This is a genomic window from Niallia circulans NBRC 13626, from assembly GCF_001591585.1.
Classification (GTDB): Bacteria; Bacillota; Bacilli; order Bacillales; family Cytobacillaceae; genus Niallia; species Niallia circulans.
The window spans coordinates 142,200-159,105 of record NZ_BCVE01000010.1; the positions used below are offsets into that span (position 1 = coordinate 142,200).

At 37.4% G+C, this 16,906-nt stretch carries 15 protein-coding genes; 6 read left to right on the plus strand and 9 right to left on the minus strand.

What is annotated here, in order from left to right; translation table 11 throughout:
• Positions 1-6 precede the first annotated feature (6 nt).
• From BCI01S_RS14275 to BCI01S_RS14285, 3 genes are all read right to left on the minus strand, one after another.
• Positions 7-630 (minus strand): sugar transferase, encoded by a 624-nt coding sequence (locus BCI01S_RS14275; protein WP_373694331.1) that lies wholly within the window; start codon positions 628-630, stop codon positions 7-9.
• A 589-nt stretch (positions 631-1,219) separates the two neighbouring features.
• Complete coding sequence (locus BCI01S_RS14280) at positions 1,220-1,918, minus strand: CpsD/CapB family tyrosine-protein kinase (protein WP_047942589.1); 699 nt, start codon at positions 1,916-1,918, stop codon at positions 1,220-1,222.
• On the minus strand, positions 1,890-2,642 hold the full coding sequence (locus BCI01S_RS14285; protein WP_047942590.1) for a YveK family protein: 753 nt from the start codon (positions 2,640-2,642) through the stop codon (positions 1,890-1,892). Before BCI01S_RS14285 ends, BCI01S_RS14280 begins: the two co-directional genes overlap by 29 nt.
• 509 nt (positions 2,643-3,151) lie before the next feature.
• Between BCI01S_RS14285 and BCI01S_RS14290 the strand changes: the two genes are divergently transcribed.
• The 3 genes from BCI01S_RS14290 (at position 3,152) to BCI01S_RS14300 (ending at position 7,464) form a co-directional block, all read left to right on the plus strand.
• Positions 3,152-5,881 carry an N-acetylmuramoyl-L-alanine amidase gene (locus BCI01S_RS14290; RefSeq protein ID WP_061799539.1) on the plus strand — a complete coding sequence of 910 codons (2,730 nt, stop codon included), beginning with the start codon at positions 3,152-3,154 and terminating at the stop codon, positions 5,879-5,881.
• 140 nt (positions 5,882-6,021) lie between these two features.
• Positions 6,022-7,134: a mechanosensitive ion channel family protein gene (locus BCI01S_RS14295; protein WP_053215697.1), complete on the plus strand. Its 1,113-nt coding sequence runs from the start codon at positions 6,022-6,024 to the stop codon at positions 7,132-7,134.
• Between the two features lie 144 nt (positions 7,135-7,278).
• Positions 7,279-7,464 carry a hypothetical protein gene (locus tag BCI01S_RS14300; protein ID WP_047942592.1) on the plus strand — a complete coding sequence of 62 codons (186 nt, stop codon included), beginning with the start codon at positions 7,279-7,281 and terminating at the stop codon, positions 7,462-7,464.
• A gap of 610 nt (positions 7,465-8,074) precedes the next feature.
• Here BCI01S_RS14300 and BCI01S_RS14305 read toward each other — a convergent pair.
• From BCI01S_RS14305 to BCI01S_RS14315, 3 genes are all read right to left on the minus strand, one after another.
• Positions 8,075-8,644 carry a DUF6434 domain-containing protein gene (locus BCI01S_RS14305; RefSeq protein WP_047942593.1) on the minus strand — a complete coding sequence of 190 codons (570 nt, stop codon included), beginning with the start codon at positions 8,642-8,644 and terminating at the stop codon, positions 8,075-8,077.
• A 128-nt stretch (positions 8,645-8,772) separates the two neighbouring features.
• Positions 8,773-9,195 (minus strand): HIT family protein, encoded by a 423-nt coding sequence (locus BCI01S_RS14310; RefSeq protein ID WP_047942594.1) that lies wholly within the window; start codon positions 9,193-9,195, stop codon positions 8,773-8,775.
• A 10-nt stretch (positions 9,196-9,205) separates the two neighbouring features.
• On the minus strand, positions 9,206-9,622 hold the full coding sequence (locus BCI01S_RS14315; protein WP_156485437.1) for a DUF4304 domain-containing protein: 417 nt from the start codon (positions 9,620-9,622) through the stop codon (positions 9,206-9,208).
• 153 nt (positions 9,623-9,775) lie between these two features.
• Between BCI01S_RS14315 and BCI01S_RS14320 the strand changes: the two genes are divergently transcribed.
• The 3 genes from BCI01S_RS14320 to BCI01S_RS14330 all read left to right on the plus strand — a co-directional run bounded on the left by BCI01S_RS14320 (position 9,776) and on the right by BCI01S_RS14330 (position 12,522).
• Positions 9,776-10,939 (plus strand): MFS transporter, encoded by a 1,164-nt coding sequence (locus BCI01S_RS14320; protein ID WP_061799541.1) that lies wholly within the window; start codon positions 9,776-9,778, stop codon positions 10,937-10,939.
• Between the two features lie 20 nt (positions 10,940-10,959).
• Positions 10,960-11,820 (plus strand): MerR family transcriptional regulator, encoded by an 861-nt coding sequence (locus BCI01S_RS14325; RefSeq protein WP_061799543.1) that lies wholly within the window; start codon positions 10,960-10,962, stop codon positions 11,818-11,820.
• Between the two features lie 297 nt (positions 11,821-12,117).
• Positions 12,118-12,522 (plus strand): VOC family protein, encoded by a 405-nt coding sequence (locus BCI01S_RS14330; protein ID WP_061799545.1) that lies wholly within the window; start codon positions 12,118-12,120, stop codon positions 12,520-12,522.
• A gap of 146 nt (positions 12,523-12,668) precedes the next feature.
• On the opposite strand, the gene BCI01S_RS14335 is transcribed toward BCI01S_RS14330, so the two are convergent.
• The 3 genes from BCI01S_RS14335 to BCI01S_RS14345 all read right to left on the minus strand — a co-directional run bounded on the left by BCI01S_RS14335 (position 12,669) and on the right by BCI01S_RS14345 (position 16,841).
• Positions 12,669-13,172 (minus strand): MarR family winged helix-turn-helix transcriptional regulator, encoded by a 504-nt coding sequence (locus BCI01S_RS14335; RefSeq protein ID WP_047942600.1) that lies wholly within the window; start codon positions 13,170-13,172, stop codon positions 12,669-12,671.
• Between the two features lie 77 nt (positions 13,173-13,249).
• Positions 13,250-15,091, minus strand: a complete 1,842-nt coding sequence (locus tag BCI01S_RS14340) for an ABC transporter ATP-binding protein (RefSeq protein WP_061799547.1) — start codon at positions 15,089-15,091, stop codon at positions 13,250-13,252.
• Positions 15,084-16,841: an ABC transporter ATP-binding protein gene (locus BCI01S_RS14345; RefSeq protein ID WP_061799548.1), complete on the minus strand. Its 1,758-nt coding sequence runs from the start codon at positions 16,839-16,841 to the stop codon at positions 15,084-15,086. Before BCI01S_RS14345 ends, BCI01S_RS14340 begins: the two co-directional genes overlap by 8 nt.
• Positions 16,842-16,906 lie beyond the last annotated feature (65 nt).

Genomic DNA, 16,906 nt, shown 5'->3' on the forward strand with positions numbered 1-16,906 from the left:
CTCCACTCAATACGCGTCCTTTGATCCAAATAGGACAAAAAATGTTTTAATGATTAACTTAAAATCAATAAATAGGTTTCTTTCTCTTATATATTTTAGATCTAGCTCTACCCATTCACTAAAACTAAGATTGCTTCTTCCACCAACTTGCCAATAGCAGGTGATGCCTGGAACTACCTTTAATCTTTGTCTTTCATATGATGAATAGGCAGCTACTTCTTGTGGAAGGGAAGGTCTTGGTCCTACTAAACTCATTTCTCCTTTTATAACATTTATTAACTGTGGAAGTTCATCGATACTAGTCTTGCGGATAAATTTGCCGACTCTTGTTACCCTTGGATCATCCTTTATTTTAAACACAGGACCAGTTGCTTCATTTTTATCCATTAACGAGGCTTTAAGGTCTTCTGCATTGGATACCATAGAACGGAACTTATACATCTCAAAGGGTTTACCGTCTTTTCCAATTCTCGTCTGTTTAAAAAAGACTGATCCCCGTTTGTCTTCGAGCTTTATTAAAAATCCAATAATGAAGAATAATACCGAAAGTATAAGCAGCCCTATGATGGCACAAAGAATGTCGAAGACTCTTTTGAAAAGAAGATAAGCTTTCTGCTCTTTGATCAGCACTTCTTCTGTCCTTGCATTTAATTCTCTTACTAATGATTTTTCTCCTAACGACAACTACTTTCACCAGCTTTCTTGTTAACTGCTAATTAATATGTTCGAGTTACAATAAATATTATTTATCTAGTAACAATGATAATAATATTTATTTCTCTTTTAAAAAAACTTAACGAAGAAAACGAACTGGTTTCCTTCGTTAAATTTTTTTAAAATGAGGCATTTAACCTCTCCTCACATCACACTTTTGCAGACTAGCGCTAAGGTAGAGCCTTCATCCTACCCACAGCATGACCGAGTGCCTCTATTGATATTGGTTAAGAGACATCACCAAAAAATTCATTTCAAAAAACAACATATTCTTAATAAAGAACGAATCATTAAAAATATATAACCTTAGAAAGGCCTATATTCTAAAAGATTATAAAAATTCAATTAAAAACACTATATTTATATTAAAATCAAGTCGTTCTTTTTGAAGAACATTTGAATAATCGTCATTATAACAATGTATCCAATAGAAGGAAATAGCATTTTTTGTCGAATGGGTTTATTTATAAAAAAATACTTAAGTGAAGCAGTTTGCTTTTCAGCTCTAGTTTATTCTCACTTTTTTACGCTGCCTTTTACTCACTCGCTCATCATTAAGCACTGCACCTAAAAAAATCGCTTTGGAATTCGAAAGCATATCCCTTGTAAATTCAACGGTTTCTATATTGTTTTTATTGCTTCGTACAACCATTAATACTCCGTCTGATATATTCGATAGTAATAAAGAATCAGCAACAGATACTAGTGATGGCGTATCAAATATAACCATATCGTATTGATGGGATACGTTGCTTACTAACATCTCCATTGCAGGTGAACCGAGCAGTTCTGATGGATTAGGAGGCACAGGTCCACTAGTTAGCAGGTCAAGATGGTCAATAGGTGTTTCTATTACACATTCTTCTAGCCTGTCCCTGTTTACAAGTATAGTGCTTAAACCAAATTCATTATTTTCTTCAAATGATGTGTGTAATGTTGGATGACGAAAATTGGAGTCAACAAGAAGAACTCTTTTTCCTACCTCTGCAAAAGCTATTGCTAAATTAGCAGAAAAGGTAGATTTTCCTTCTGATTCTTCTCCTGATACAATTGCTAAGGTTTTAATCTGATTTTCATTAATAGCTAACTGAATGCTAGCACGTATTGCATGGTATTGTTCTCTAATTGGCGATTTGGGTTTTAGATGGGATAATAGATTACTTACCCTTTCTAATTTAGATTTCCGTTTCGGTAGTGGTGACATTTAACGATCTCCTTTCAGCTTTTAAGGATTCCATAAGTGATTGAGGGATTCTGTCTTTTTCAGAAATAGCAGATAGCGTTCCTACTACTTTTATATTTAATTTTTCTAAATCTGATTTTGATCTTACGGTCGTATCTAAAAAGGCAAATAATAAGACTAATCCCACTCCCATAATGGCTCCTAAAGCAACCGCGATTCCTATATTAACAGTTATACTAGGGCTGATCGGCTTTTCATTTACTATTGCTTCATTCATTATTTGCACATTATTAACCTTCATTAAGGATGGCAGTTTTTCTAAAAAAGTAGTAATAGTAGTATTGGTAATTTTTGCAGCTCGTTCTGGATTAGTGTCTGTAGTTGTTACATTTAAAACTTGTGTAGAATCTTGTTTAGCAACTTGGATTTGACTACTTAATTGCTCTGCCGTTATTGGTAATTGGAGCTTTTCAACCACATCATTTAAGATGACTGGATTTCTGATAATGACAATATATGTATCGATTAAATCCATATTGGATCTTACATCCAGTTCACTGACATCAACGACTTTTTCAATATTCTTATTAACCAAAAGCTGTGAGCTGCTTTGATAGAGCGGCGTTATTTTATAATTAGTATATAAGCCGCTTACAATGCCAGCTCCAATGGATACTATCATGATAAGTAACATTCTTTTTTTCAAAATAGCTAAAATCTCTTTAACCGACTTTATTCCTTCCAATTGCTTACCTCCTAATATCGTACTTAATATAAGTTCATCCTTCGTTTTATCGTTCTTTATAAAGAACTTATGTCTATTATACATCTTTTCTATTTCCTTGCGATAGGAATTTTTAACGATTTTTTTATTTTTTCACTTTCTTAATAATATCTTGTCAATACTCCCTCCAAATGTAAATGCTCACTATTTTTTCTGTATTTGATTTCATTTTATAGTTATAATTGGAATTTACTAGAGACAGTGATAATTATCCGTTTATTTTAAAGTTTTTCAAATTTTAACTTCCCAGAATGGAAAAATGAAGAGATTAGTCAGCTATATTGTTGACTATCGTTAAAACAGCAAAAAAGATACCCCTATTATACTAGTTCTTATATCCTATATACATCATCAATTGGTAACATATACCAAGATAATAGGATAAAAATAGTGCTTTGGACCACCGAAATTATGATAGAATAGTAGTGTTATACAGATTTCTCTGTAAAAAAATAAGAAGGGTTTTGGTGATGAGGAAAAGAGTATTTTTGTTAGTTGCTGTATTGGTATTTAGTTTGGTGTTTCCTTCTAACTTAAGTATCGGACATGCTATGGAAAAGGCTGATACGAATGAGTTGGATATTAGCTCTAGCTATTATTTTATTTACTATAATGGCGAAAAGCAGGAAATCAACCTGAATGAGGAAGTTGTTTTACACTTAAATGGCTGGACAAATGAAAAGCAAGAAGCTGTTGAAGGTTATCTAACTGACTCATTAGGTGATCACGAAGTATTTTCAATGAATGTCGGAGAAGATCGAGAGCAGCTCCCGCTTTCTGAGGAAGAAAGTATACTTTATCGAATCGTTCCATCTGATTCTTACAAAATAGAACAGGTCGAACCGGTTACTTTCACAGATCAGGTTACTGTCATAGCACAAAATGATAACGGTACATCGATTGAAGAAGTAAAAACCTTGGATGAATATGGGACGGTTGTTCACAATCAAGGATTAACTTATTATTCTATAGACGAGAATCAACAAAAAGCATTGATTACGAAGGAAGAATATGATGCATTAAATTTTGTAACAGACCCCTCTTCTTCTGAAAAAGTAGAAGAACCTTCCACTCCTAGTGAGGAAGTTCCGGAAGAAACACAGGATGATGAAATGGTGCAACCAGAGAATAATCAGGATGCTTCCCTCGAAAATGAGGAAACTTCTAAAAGCACAACTACAGAAGAAAGTCCTTCTGTAATGCCGAAAGCAAAAGCCTCTCGTGCAATGATACAATCTGCTGTATTAAATCCTTCTATTAATTATGCAAGCTTTGTTGATGGAAAATGGCAATCTCCTGTTAAAGACGGGATATTATCTGGAACTAGCGGGCAATCGAAACAATTAGAAGCAATGAAAATTTACCTTGCCAATGCAAATTACGCTGGCAGCGTTACCTACAAAACCCATGTACAAGGCTATGGCTGGATGACAAGCAAGACCGATGGAGCAGAAAGTGGTGCGCCTGGTGAAGGAAAGCGTATGGAAGCAGTCCAAATAGCTTTAACTGGGGATATGGCAAAGCACTATGACATCTATTATCGGCTTCATGTTCAAACATTTGGCTGGCTAGGCTGGGCAAAGAATGGTGCATCTGCTGGTACGGAAGGGCTTTCCAAACGAGTAGAAGCAATGGAAATCAAACTAGTAGCAAAAGGTGCGCAGGCGCCTGGCTCAACTGATAACTCCTTTATTACAAAACCATCTGTTACATATGCAACACATGTTCAGACAATCGGCTGGCAGGATGCGGTTGCGGATGGAGAAATGAGCGGAACTTCTGGACAGTCCAATCGACTAGAAGGAATTAAAATTGATTTAAAGAATAAACCATACAGTGGAAGTATCGAGTATTCCACACATGTTCAAAGTATCGGCTGGCAAAACGCTGTGTCGAATGGCGCACTTTCTGGTACGTCAGGACAGAGTAAACGTCTCGAAGGTATTCGCATTAATTTAACAGGCGATATGGCCAAACATTATGACGTCTATTACCGTGTTCATGCACAAACTTACGGCTGGCTTGGCTGGGCGAAGAACGGTGCATCTGCTGGTACAGAAGGTCTTGCGAAGCGTTTAGAAGGAATTGAAATTGTCCTTTTAAATAAAGGTGCACAGGCGCCTGGTTCGACAAGTACTTCCTTTGTGAAAAAGCCTTCTGTGTCCTATAGTACCCATGTACAAGGCAAAGGCTGGATTTCTTCTGTGAAAGACGGTGTCTCAAGCGGTACTACTGGACAAGCAAAACGTTTAGAAGCTATTAAGATCAAATTAAACAATGCTTCTTTCCAAGGAGATATTGTTTATTCCACACATATCCAAGGTACAGGCTGGGTAACAAATTCTTCTAATGGAGAAATTTCCGGTACTGTTGGAAAGAGCAAACGATTGGAAGCAATCAAAATCAGTTTAACTAGTGATATGGAGAAATATTTCGATGTTTACTACCGTGTCCATGCACAAAACTATGGCTGGCTTGGCTGGGCGAAAAATGGAATGAAGGCTGGATCGGAAGGATTATCGAAACGATTAGAGTCTATCGAAATTAAAATTGTTCCTAAAGGAACTGGCTCTGCTGTTAGTGCAGCTAGTGCATTTAAACAAGCGAAAGCCGTTTTCCTAGATCCTGGCCATGGCGGGTCAGATCCTGGGGCAGTAGCAGGCGGTTATACCGAAGCGAACTTAAACTTAGCAGTAGCTAAGAAGGTAGAGAAGCTGCTGAAAAGCCGTGGCTATATCGTCTATATGTCCCGTACAAATGACACGTATGTTTCCTTACTAGATCGTTCGAAAAAAGCAAATGCTTTAAATCCAGATATCTTTGTGAGTATTCATCATAACTCAACAGGCACTGGTTCAACTACGGTATCTGGAATGGAATCTATTTTCTATAAATACAACCCAGCTTACCCTTCTCAAATCAATAGCAAAAACCACAATGATCCAAACAGGATTATGAAAAGTACCTTGCTGGCTGATTTGCTACAGAAGAATATGGTTGGTGCAACAGGTGCCAATAACCGTGGTATCTACGGTGAAACACTTGCAGTTCTACGTGAAACGGCTGTACCTGCTACGTTACTAGAGTTAGGATTTATCAATAATCCAACGGAACGTCAAAAGCTTGTATCAAGCAGCTATCAGGATAAAACAGCAAAAGCCATCGCCGATGGAATTGAAGAGTATTTTAAAAGATTTTAGTGATAGTTAAAAAAGGATCAGCATGATTACTGATCCTTTTTTCTATATTAAGGAATTCATATTACAATTTATTTACTGTTCTCTTCGTATTCTTTGGTTCCTCCCCTCCTATGCTATAATGTTCCTCGAGGTGATTTTAGATGAGTGATTTTCATTGGTCCCAAATGGAGCGATTTATCGCTGCCTTTCAACGTTTTAACTGGATTGATTTAGGTATCGCCTTGTTAATCTTTCTTGTCTTTTTAGGATTTCGAAAGCTTTTTACCGCCTATATATACAAGTTAGTATTAGCAATGGTAAAGAAACTGCCGGTAGATATTGTTTCGAAAATATTGCTAGCATTTGAAAAACCGCTACGATGGTTCTGGGTGATTCTCGGTACATACTTGGCACTTACTTATTTGCCATTCCCGATTACTACCTTTAACTTTGTACAGCTGCTATATAAGTCGTTTATTATTGGATTGATCGGCTGGGGAATCTTTAATTATTTTTCCGATCAGTCGAATCCGTTCGAACGAATGATTTCTCGAACCAAATTAGATTCAGATAGTATGCTGATTCCTTTCTTAGGAAGAGTATTCCGTATGCTTGTCGTCATTTTTACGGCTGTCAGCATTCTAGATGTTTGGGAAATTCAAATTGGTGCCTTTGTTGCCGGTCTCGGAGTTGCAGGTCTTGCCTTCTCCTTAGCTGCACAGGACACGGTCGCCAACTTCTTCGGCGGTGTCGTAATTATCACGGAAAAACCATTTTCAAAAGGTGACTGGATTCAAACGCCTTCTGTAGAAGGAACCGTTGAGGATATTTCCTTCCGCAGTACGCAAATTCGCACATTTGCTGATACGATTGTAACCGTGCCAAACTCCAAACTTTCCAATGAAGCTATTACAAACTGGTCGAAGATGTCAAAACGACGAATAGACTATGAACTAGCTATTTCCTATCGTACGCCAAATGAAAAGCTAAAAACAGCTTTAAAAGAAATAGACGAAATGCTGCGTGCACATCCAGGTGTACATCCCGATGCGATAATGGTTCGTTTTACCGATTTCCGTGATTATTCATTAGGTATCTTTGTCTACTTTTTCACGAAGACAACTATTTGGGCTGAATACCTAGCAGTGAAAGAAGACACAAATTTACAAATACTTAGTATCTTAGAGAAACACGGAATTGAAATTGCCTTGCCTAGTCAGCAGATTTACTTGCCAGAGAAAGAGGATGGGAAAAAATTGATGACTGGGGAATAAATGTTGAAGCACAGCTTTAAGTGTATTTTGCACTTAGGGTTGTCTTTTTTATGAGGAGTATAAATGGAAGAACTTATCAAGCACAAAAACAACATAATTCCTCTTGCTTTTACAAATAATACCTTCTAACTAGGGGGTGTCACAATGATGTGGAATAGCGCTAAAAAAATCATCTGGCTGTTATTTGCGAGCACGATTTTATCCAGTCTATTTAGTGCGGCAATGATTGTCATAAGCATGAAAATGTATAAGGATATATTATTTTTAAGAAGAAGATTAAGTAATACAGGTGACAATGGGATTAGATTTCAAAAGTATCGACAGCCCTAATCTTAAAATCCCTTTTACTTTTTAGAGGACACACCGTAAAAAACGTCTAGAAAAGCATAGCCATCTTTTCAGACGTTTCATGGTGAATCAATGGATTTCGTTATTCAACATCCCGCAAACGAAAAAGACCCTAAAAACATTAAAATATAGGCTAATAAACCTCCGCCTATAAAAAACACTATCACTGGTATATAATGAAACAACAAATAGACGGCGATAATTCCGACTGGCATGACCATCGTTTGGAAAGGGCGTCAAAGGAAAGAATATGGCGTGTTTGACATATTGAACTAGCGAAAAATCATAATGGTCATATACAGGGAAAATATATTATATAATAAGACCACACAAAACCAAAACAGGAAGGATAAAAATATCATACTAATAAATCCATAACCAGGATTCACTAATAGCAGCTATCGTGGTACAAGACCGAAATGCTGATAGGATCGATAAGAAAACAGGAACAGGGCGTAAAAAAGGCAGAAGACTAGTTCCGTTGACTGGAAATAGGCAAGCAAATGGCATGTGATGAACGAGTCAAACAATGGTTCTTTATACCTGTCAAAAATCAAACCACACCACTGTAGAAATGTTAAGATGTGCTTGGCTAATTATTAGACGTATATTTATTGCTTCCAGGAAGTTTTTTGATATTGTTCCAAGCTTCAATTGCTTCCTCACGACTCTTCTCTTGATTATTAATGTCAGCAAAAAAATCACGAATAAATTGATTGTATTCGAATTGAGGAGCGATTATTTTCTTGTATGATGGGTCCTTCTTTCGTTCTTCTTCTTTATACCAAGCATCTACTGCATCCCGATATGTTTTTCCAATGTTATTTTTAAAATAATTTTGGATATACGTAGAAAAATGAAAATTAGGAATAACTGTCTTGAAGAAGGCTCTTACATTTTGACTACAACGATGATTTTCCGAAATGATTGTATCAAGACTTAAATCGCCCGGTATCTCTGACTTACTATTTAACTTTGACTTTCTAATCGGCTTCTTTATCTCTCCTGTTCGAAGAAATGTTTCAATTCTATCGGAAATCTCTATTTTTGATCCCGATGCACTTATTCCATTTTCCCTGCAAAAAGATTGTAATTCCTCTTTTAACCAATAAAAATCTTTAAAACTATCTATACTAATATCTTTTGTAAGATTTGGTCTCATATTTTACACCTCCCTATTCATATTATAGAACATTTGTTCTAATTAATCAAAGTTAATCAGAAACAAAAGTAACAAGATTTACCAAAATCCATAAGGAAAAAGGATTCTTTCTTACCAAGCATCGATTTTTACAATTTATTTATAATTCCCACCATCTTTTCTTGTGTTTCCTTTAACCGTTCTGTTATTCCCATATTGGCTGATTCATCATCAGAATAAAAAGTTGAAAATGACTGATTTTCATACCTTGGCACAATATGCATATGATAATGGGTAAGTTCGTTAAAGACGCCCCCATTTTGGCATATCGTTATTCCATCTGGATGATATAGTTCTTTTATAACTTTTGAAAGGAGGATGGATGCCTCCATTATTGACTTGGACGTTGATTCATCTAGTTCCTCTACCTCATAAAAATGCTTCTTTGGCAAGATTAATGTATGCCCTTCATTAAATGGAAGATGATCCAAAAAACAACAAACATAATCGTCCTCATATACAACGTAAACTGGTTCGTTTTTATTCGCTAATTTACAGCCTATACAATCCATAACCGTTCTCCTATTCTATCTTTCTATGTAATAACTGCTTTACTTCTGAAGCAACTTGTTCATAATCTTTTTCATCTATGGCATTTTCGAAATGAAACCATTGTTTGCTAGCATCATTTAAGTCTTCATTCAGCCGATATCGTTCATTTACATCATGTGCCGTTACCTTTTTTGGTGAGATATGTTCTCCCCAGCTCGTTGTTATTCCCTCTGCCGGACAAAATGCTAATTCCACAACAAATGATCCACCATAACGATTAAATTGAAACGTAATTAAATCAATATGATTCTCCTTTTGTCTTCTAAAATGTGGAAATGCCCCCTTAAAACCATGCTCTCTTAAGTAGGAAACGACAGTAATCTTTAAAGCTTTAATCATAGCTAGACGATTATTTGTACTTATGATGAACACCTCCCAATTTTTCACACTCCTACTCTTAGGTTAATCATTTGGATATTCTCTGTAAATAGTGTAAAAATTATTATTACTCTGACGAAAAATTACAGACCCCATTGACTCTACCCTTAGAGGAGAGTTTACACTTAATCTTTGTAGATACTTCTTAAGGAGACGAACATTATGCTTAGACAGAATATTACTCTTTCTATCTTACTTATAAATTTATTCATTGCCTTTCTCGGTATTGGTCTGGTTATTCCTGTAACTCCAACGATTATGAATGAGCTTCATCTTTCTGGAGCGATTGTTGGTTACATGGTGGCAGCTTTTGCGATTGCCCAGCTTGTTGTTTCTCCTATAGCTGGTCGCTGGGCCGATCAATTTGGAAGAAAGCGCATGATTGTCATTGGACTACTTATCTTTGGTGCGTCTGAATTATTATTCGGAATCGGTAAAACGGTCAGCATTCTTTTTCTTTCACGGGTGCTTGGCGGGATTAGTGCGGCGTTTATTATGCCTGCTGTTACGGCTTTTATTGCCGATATTACTACAATGGAAGCTAGACCGAAAGCACTTGGCTATATGTCTGCTGCTATTTCCACTGGATTTATCATTGGCCCAGGAATTGGCGGGTTTTTAGCAGAAATTGGGACGCGTATGCCTTTTTATTTTGCCGGAATCTTAGGCTTTACAGCTGCGATTCTTTCCTTTTTCGCCTTAAGGGAGCCTGAGCGACGGACAGAGGAAAATCAAGCAATTGCAGAAAAGGTGGGCTGGCAGCGAATTTTCGTGCCTATCTATTTTATTTCTTTTCTTATTATCTTTATTTCATCCTTTGGTTTATCTTCCTTTGAATCACTATTTTCACTTTTCGTCGATCATAAGTTTGGATTTACGCCAAAGGATATTGCAATTATCATTACAGGTGGGGCGACAGTTGGAGTCATTGCGCAAGTAGCCTTATTTGAAAAATTGACAAAGTGGATGGGCGAAATTCTGTTAATTCGATATAGCCTGCTTTTTTCCACTATACTAGTCTTGCTTTTAACAATTGTGCATTCTTACTCTCTCATTCTCCTTGTTACGATTATTGTTTTCGTTGGCTTTGATTTAATGCGGCCAGCCGTGACGACCTATCTTTCCAGAATCGCGGGAGACGAACAAGGCTTTGTCGGCGGGATGAATTCCATGTTCACAAGTATTGGCAATGTATTTGGCCCGATTATTGGAGGAATATTATTCGATATTGATTTAAATTATCCTTTCTACTTCGCAGCTGTCTTTTTAGCGATCGGTATCGCCTTGACTCTTATTTGGAGACAAAAATCGTTAGCTAAATCTTAGAATGGATGGAGTTGATTAAGATGGAAGAGAAACTTTACTCCATTGGAGAAGTCGCTAAAGTGGCGAATATTACCATTAAAGCACTTCGCCATTATGATAAAATCGGCTTATTTAAACCTGCTTATGTCGATCCCAAAACGAATTATCGCTATTATCGGGATACACAATTATATCGGCTTGATATTATTAAATTGCTTATTTCAATCGGCACACCTCTTGGGCAGATTAAAGAAATCCAAGAAACAGATAACTTGGATTTCGTCGCTTTCTTGAAAAAACAAGAAGAGCTGATATCCGAAAAAATCGCTTCCTTACTAGAGACACAACAGTCTATTCGAGAGCTCCGCGAAGAATTGCAAAGACAAGAATATCCGTTTGGAGAAATCGTCCTAATGGAAAAGGAAGATCAAGCCATTATCCAAACAAGCGTTAAAAATATTGGGCCACAGAACATTCTTAATCCTTCCTATAGCAACCTAAAAAAAGCAACAAAGGAAGAATTTCGCAACAATGGCTATGGCTCCATTATTCCATTCAAACAATATGAAAAAGTGGAAGAGATTACTTATAGCTATCTTTATACACCAGTCCCTTTACGAAAACAGCTATCCAGCCTTTCCAATGAAGCAGAGCGAGCAGTTATTCCGAAGGGGACATATGTATGTATCAAATTAAAATCCAACATATTTACAGAGTACTTTCAAACCTTGCAAAAGCTCCTTCACTATGTACAGGAACAAAACTTAACCGTGACCAGTGACATTTACGAAACATTCTCGGTGGGGCTTTACCATAAGAAAGAAGAGTATATTAGCGAGTTTAGTGTGCGGGTCGCTGAGTGTGGAAGCAGGGGAATAATGGATGATAAAATGAAAGGGTAGAAGTAAAGCGTTTGGGTAGAACTTTGCGCTATTAGGCGAAAGTATATTCTTGTCAAAACCAAAAAGGAGATATTCAAATAATTTGCCTCATTTCTGCGATTGTTCCTAAGGCTTAATTTTGATGCATAGTCTCACATTTAAAGAATAACGAAAACATTTCGTAAACCATGATTTGATTTCATTTTGGACAACCTTAAGTCTTACGTGACTGTTTTGTTCATAAGGAGGAATTATTCCGCAATTGCAGAATAATGTATCTGAAGGGTTTATAATTCCCCTATCGAGAGGAGAGAAGAGATGCGTGAAACTTATTTAGAAACTGGATTAGAAGGAATTGCCTATTGTTGTCTTCCAGTGGCTGATATTTTTCAGACTGCGGAATGGTATGTGAAACATTTTGGTTTTGAAGTGAAGTTTCCTCGGGAAGATCGGTTAAGTCTATGGAATAACGGGAGACCTATTCTTGACTTATTGAAGAAAGACACTGATACAACTGCTACTTTCACCCTTAACGGTAAACCTCATTGGATTATCACCTTTAGAACAAAGAATATCCATGCACTATACAATAAGCTTAAAGCCGAGGGCGTTTCTGTAAGACCTTCTATTACGGATGAGGGGGAATGGGGCAAATTCTTCACGTTCAAAGACCCTGACGGAAATTTTTTTGATGTATGGGAGCACCCGGATTGTCCTATGTAGAGATTTAGGATTAGCGAAAAGAAAGATGTATTTTACTAAAGAAGTTTATGTATTTTGAAAATGACGCTAGAAAAGTCAATGTCTAAATAAACAAAATAGGCTGCATAAATCCAACATAAAAAAGTCAGGTCCCAGACCCGACTTTTTTATGTGCATTTCTTTTCCTTTGGCAAAAATAATACTTCGAAATCTTCTAAATCATCGATACCGTCTGCTTCCATTTTCTTACCGACAGCGGCTACTAATAATCTCATTCCTTCTTCGACTTTTGCTTGCTCACTTGGCTGCAAATTGTCTAAGACGGCTCCCATTATTTGTTGAATGGGCTTTGGGGATTTTTCTTCGATTTTCTTTAGCATTCTTTCTGTTAGCATAATCTGAACGGATCGTTTGTCTTTCGGATTCGGTTTCTTTATCAGAATGCCCTTTTCTGTCAGTCGTTCTACAATATCCGAAACGGTACTTTGTGTGATGCGCAGATTTTGGGTAAGCTCCTTCACACTTATTTTTTTATGAAGGAAAACTTCTAGGATGACACGCGCTTGAGGAGCAGTTAGTCCATGCTCTTCTGCGTGCCTTTGGAGGCTCTTCATAATAAATCGATTCAAAAAATCAATCGATTCCCAAATGTATGTCGGCCTATCTAACATTTTTTACCTCCTTTCTATAAGAAGCTGGAAGAAAAACTCGCAACATTCTAGCGAGTTTTTCTATGAAAATCTTTTTATTACGATGCTTCTTCAAACTGGCTATTATAAAGCTCAGCGTAAAATCCATTTTTCGCGATTAATTCTTTATGTGTTCCGGCTTCAATAATATCGCCGTCTTTCATGACAAGTATTAAATCGGCATTTTTAATTGTAGAAAGTCTATGGGCGATCACAAAGGAAGTTTTTCCTTCTGTCAGCTTATCCATTGCTGTTTGGATCAGTAATTCCGTACGGGTATCCACGGAGCTAGTCGCTTCATCTAGGATAAGTAATGGCGCCATTTTTACCATGGCACGTGCGATGGTGATAAGCTGTTTTTGACCTGCTGATAAACTTGTTTTGTCATCCAAGATAGTATCATAGCCGTTTGGCAATGTTTTGATAAAATGATGCAAGCCAACTGCTTTGCAGGCAGCTTCTACTTCTTCATCCGATACTCCTTCTCTTGAATAGACGATATTGTCGCGGATAGAACCTTCAAATATCCATGTATCTTGCAGCACCATACAGAAAAGATCATGCAGGGCCTCTCTTGTCATTTGGTTGGTTGGAATCCCGTCAATCGTTATCTCGCCGCCATTTATTTCATAGAAGCGCATGAGCAAATTAATTAATGTTGTTTTTCCAGCGCCAGTCGGGCCTACGATTGCGACCTTCTGACCAGCGGCTACTTGTACGGAAAAGTCTTCAATAATCGTTTTTTCTTCGCTGTAGCCAAAACGGACATGCTTAAATTCCACATCGCCTTTGATATTTGCCAATTTTGCTGTTTTCTCCTCTTCTGCTGCTAGTTCTTCCTCGGACAAGAACTCAAAAACACGCCCACTTGCTGCTGCTGTGGACTGCAGATTTGTTGCTGCTTGCGCAATTTGTTGCAGCGGCTGTGTGAATAAGCGAATATACAGCATAAAGGCAACAATAACACCAAATGAAATATGGCCATTTACGGCAAGAGCCGCCCCGACAATACATACAACCACATAACCAAAGTTTCCAATAAACATCATTAACGGCATCATCAGCCCTGACATAAATTGCGATTTCCACGCACTCTCATATAGTCGTGTGTTAATAGCAAAAAAATCGTCCTTCGCCTGCTGTTCAGCATTGTAAGCTTTCACGACATTATGGCCAGAATAGATTTCTTCAATATGACCATTTAGTTTTCCAAGCTCTTGCTGCTGTTGAGCGAAGTATTTCTGTGATTTCGAAATAATAAAGAACATAAACGCAAAACCAATAAAGGTAGAAAGAATCGCTGCAATCGCCATAATCCAGTTTGTATAGAACATCATGATTAAGGAACCGACGAACATAGTAATAGCAGTAATTAAGCTGCTAATACTTTGGTTCATCGTCTGTCCAACCATATCGACATCATTTGTAACCCGGCTAAGGACATCACCAGTTGTTGTATTATCAAAATATTTTAAAGGCAGACGGTTAATTTTTACCGAAATGTCTCTTCTTAATTGTTTCGAAATTCTCTGGGTAACAGTTGCCATAATATAGCCTTGCACATAGTTAAAAATAAAACCTAAACCATATAGGAAAACCAACAGAATCGCTACATTATATACAGCGCCTAGATCAATTTCCCCCATCAGTCCTGCTGTAATATAATCCGTCATTTTGCTTAGCTGATCAGGACCGATAATGCTAAAGATTGCCGCTGTCATCGCAAGAATTAAAGCAAAGATGATAATCGGAAAATAAGCCTTACAGTAAATGACCAGCTGCTTTAAACTGGAAAAATTCATCCCTTTTGCACGCGGAGGAATCGATTTTGCTGGCTGGTTCCCCAACTCCTCCGTTTGGGTTGGATTTTTTGCTTCTTTTACCTCGTTTTTCTTAGCCAATTTCGAGTTCCTCCTTTGATAATTGTGATAAGGCAATTTCTTGATAAACATCGCAAGTTACCATCAACTCATCATGCGTACCCATTCCAACCACTTCGCCTTTATCTAATACCAGAATGCGGTCAGCATCCTTAATTGTTCCAATTCGCTGTGCCACAATAATATTAGTGGCATCATTGATCTCTTCTTTCAGTTTAGAGCGTAGGACACGATCTGTTTTATAGTCCAACGCGGAAAAAGAATCATCAAATAAATAGACTTCTGGATCTTTATAAATGGCACGAGCAATCGATAATCTTTGTTTCTGTCCACCAGAAAGATTGGTTCCACCTTGTGAAATCGCGGCCTCATATTGCTGATCCATTTTTTCAATAAAGTCTTTTCCTTGCGCAATTTCCACTGCTCGTTGGATATTTGTCTGTTCCACTGAATCCTTATCTTCCTCTCCAAACATAATGTTGGAAGACACAGAGCCACTGAACATAACTGCTTTTTGCGATACATATCCAATTTTGTCTCGTAATGCTTCTAGCTTATAATCCTTCACATTTAGACCATCTACCAAAATTTCGCCCTCGCTTGCTTCCATAAAGCGAGGTATCAAGTTCAACAGAGTACTTTTTCCGCTCCCAGTAGAACCAATAATCGCAACAGTCTCTCCTTTGGAAGCAGTAAAGCTAATATTTCGGAGGATATAATCACTCGCACCAGGGTATTTAAAGCTGACATCGCGAAATTCAATCTCTCCTACCTTGTCTCCATCTGTTTTCGAACCACTCTTAATTTTCACATCGGTATTCAGCACTTCGTTTATTCTCTTAATCGAAACTGCCGCACGAGGAAGAAGAACAAATGTAATGGAAACCATCATAAACGCCATAATGATTTGCATCGCATAGGAAGAAAAGACAACCATGTCTGAGAATATCGGCAAGCGGTCTGCCATTGCCGCATTATTGATTAACACTGCTCCAATCCAATAGATGGCAAGCGTCATCCCCGACATTATCAGGGAAATCGTCGGCATCATCAGGGCCATGATTCGAGAAGTGAATAAATTTGTATCCGTTAATTCCTTATTTGCTTTCTCAAATTTTTCCTCATGATAGTTTGCTGCATTATAAGCATGAACAACCCGGATTCCGTTTAAATGCTCTCTTGTTACCATGTTAAGATTATCCGTTAACTTCTGGATAACTTTGAATTTTGGAAGAGCAACTAACACAATCGTAGCAATCAGCACTAATAGCACCGCAATCGCCACGCCTGTAGCAGCAGTCCATTCCCAGCTTTTCCCGGTAATTTTTAAAATTCCCCACACGGCAATGATCGGTGCTTTAATAACAATTTGTAAGCTTAATATAATCAGCATTTGAACTTGCATAATATCATTTGTCGAACGAGTTATTAAGCTAGCTGTTGAAAAACCAGACAGCTCTTCCATTGAAAAAGATAATGTCTTATCAAAAACCTTTTTACGGAGACGATTCGAAAAGCCCGCGGCTACTTTTGCGGCAAAGAAAACCGTGATAATCGAAGCAACCATACTTCCGATCGCACAAAGCATCATAAATCCGCCTTGAGCTAAAACGTCGCTTAACTCACTTCCCTCTGTCTGCACCAGCCTTGTAATTTCAGACATATAATCTGGCAGCTTTAAATCAAGCCATACTTGTAAAATAATAAAGACTAATGCACATGAAATGAACATCCAGTCCTTTTTTTGAAAGTTTTTAAAAATATTTATCATGAAACCATTCCTCCCCCTGCAGCCATACATCAATTCCACCAAATACATCGTATCCGATATATCGT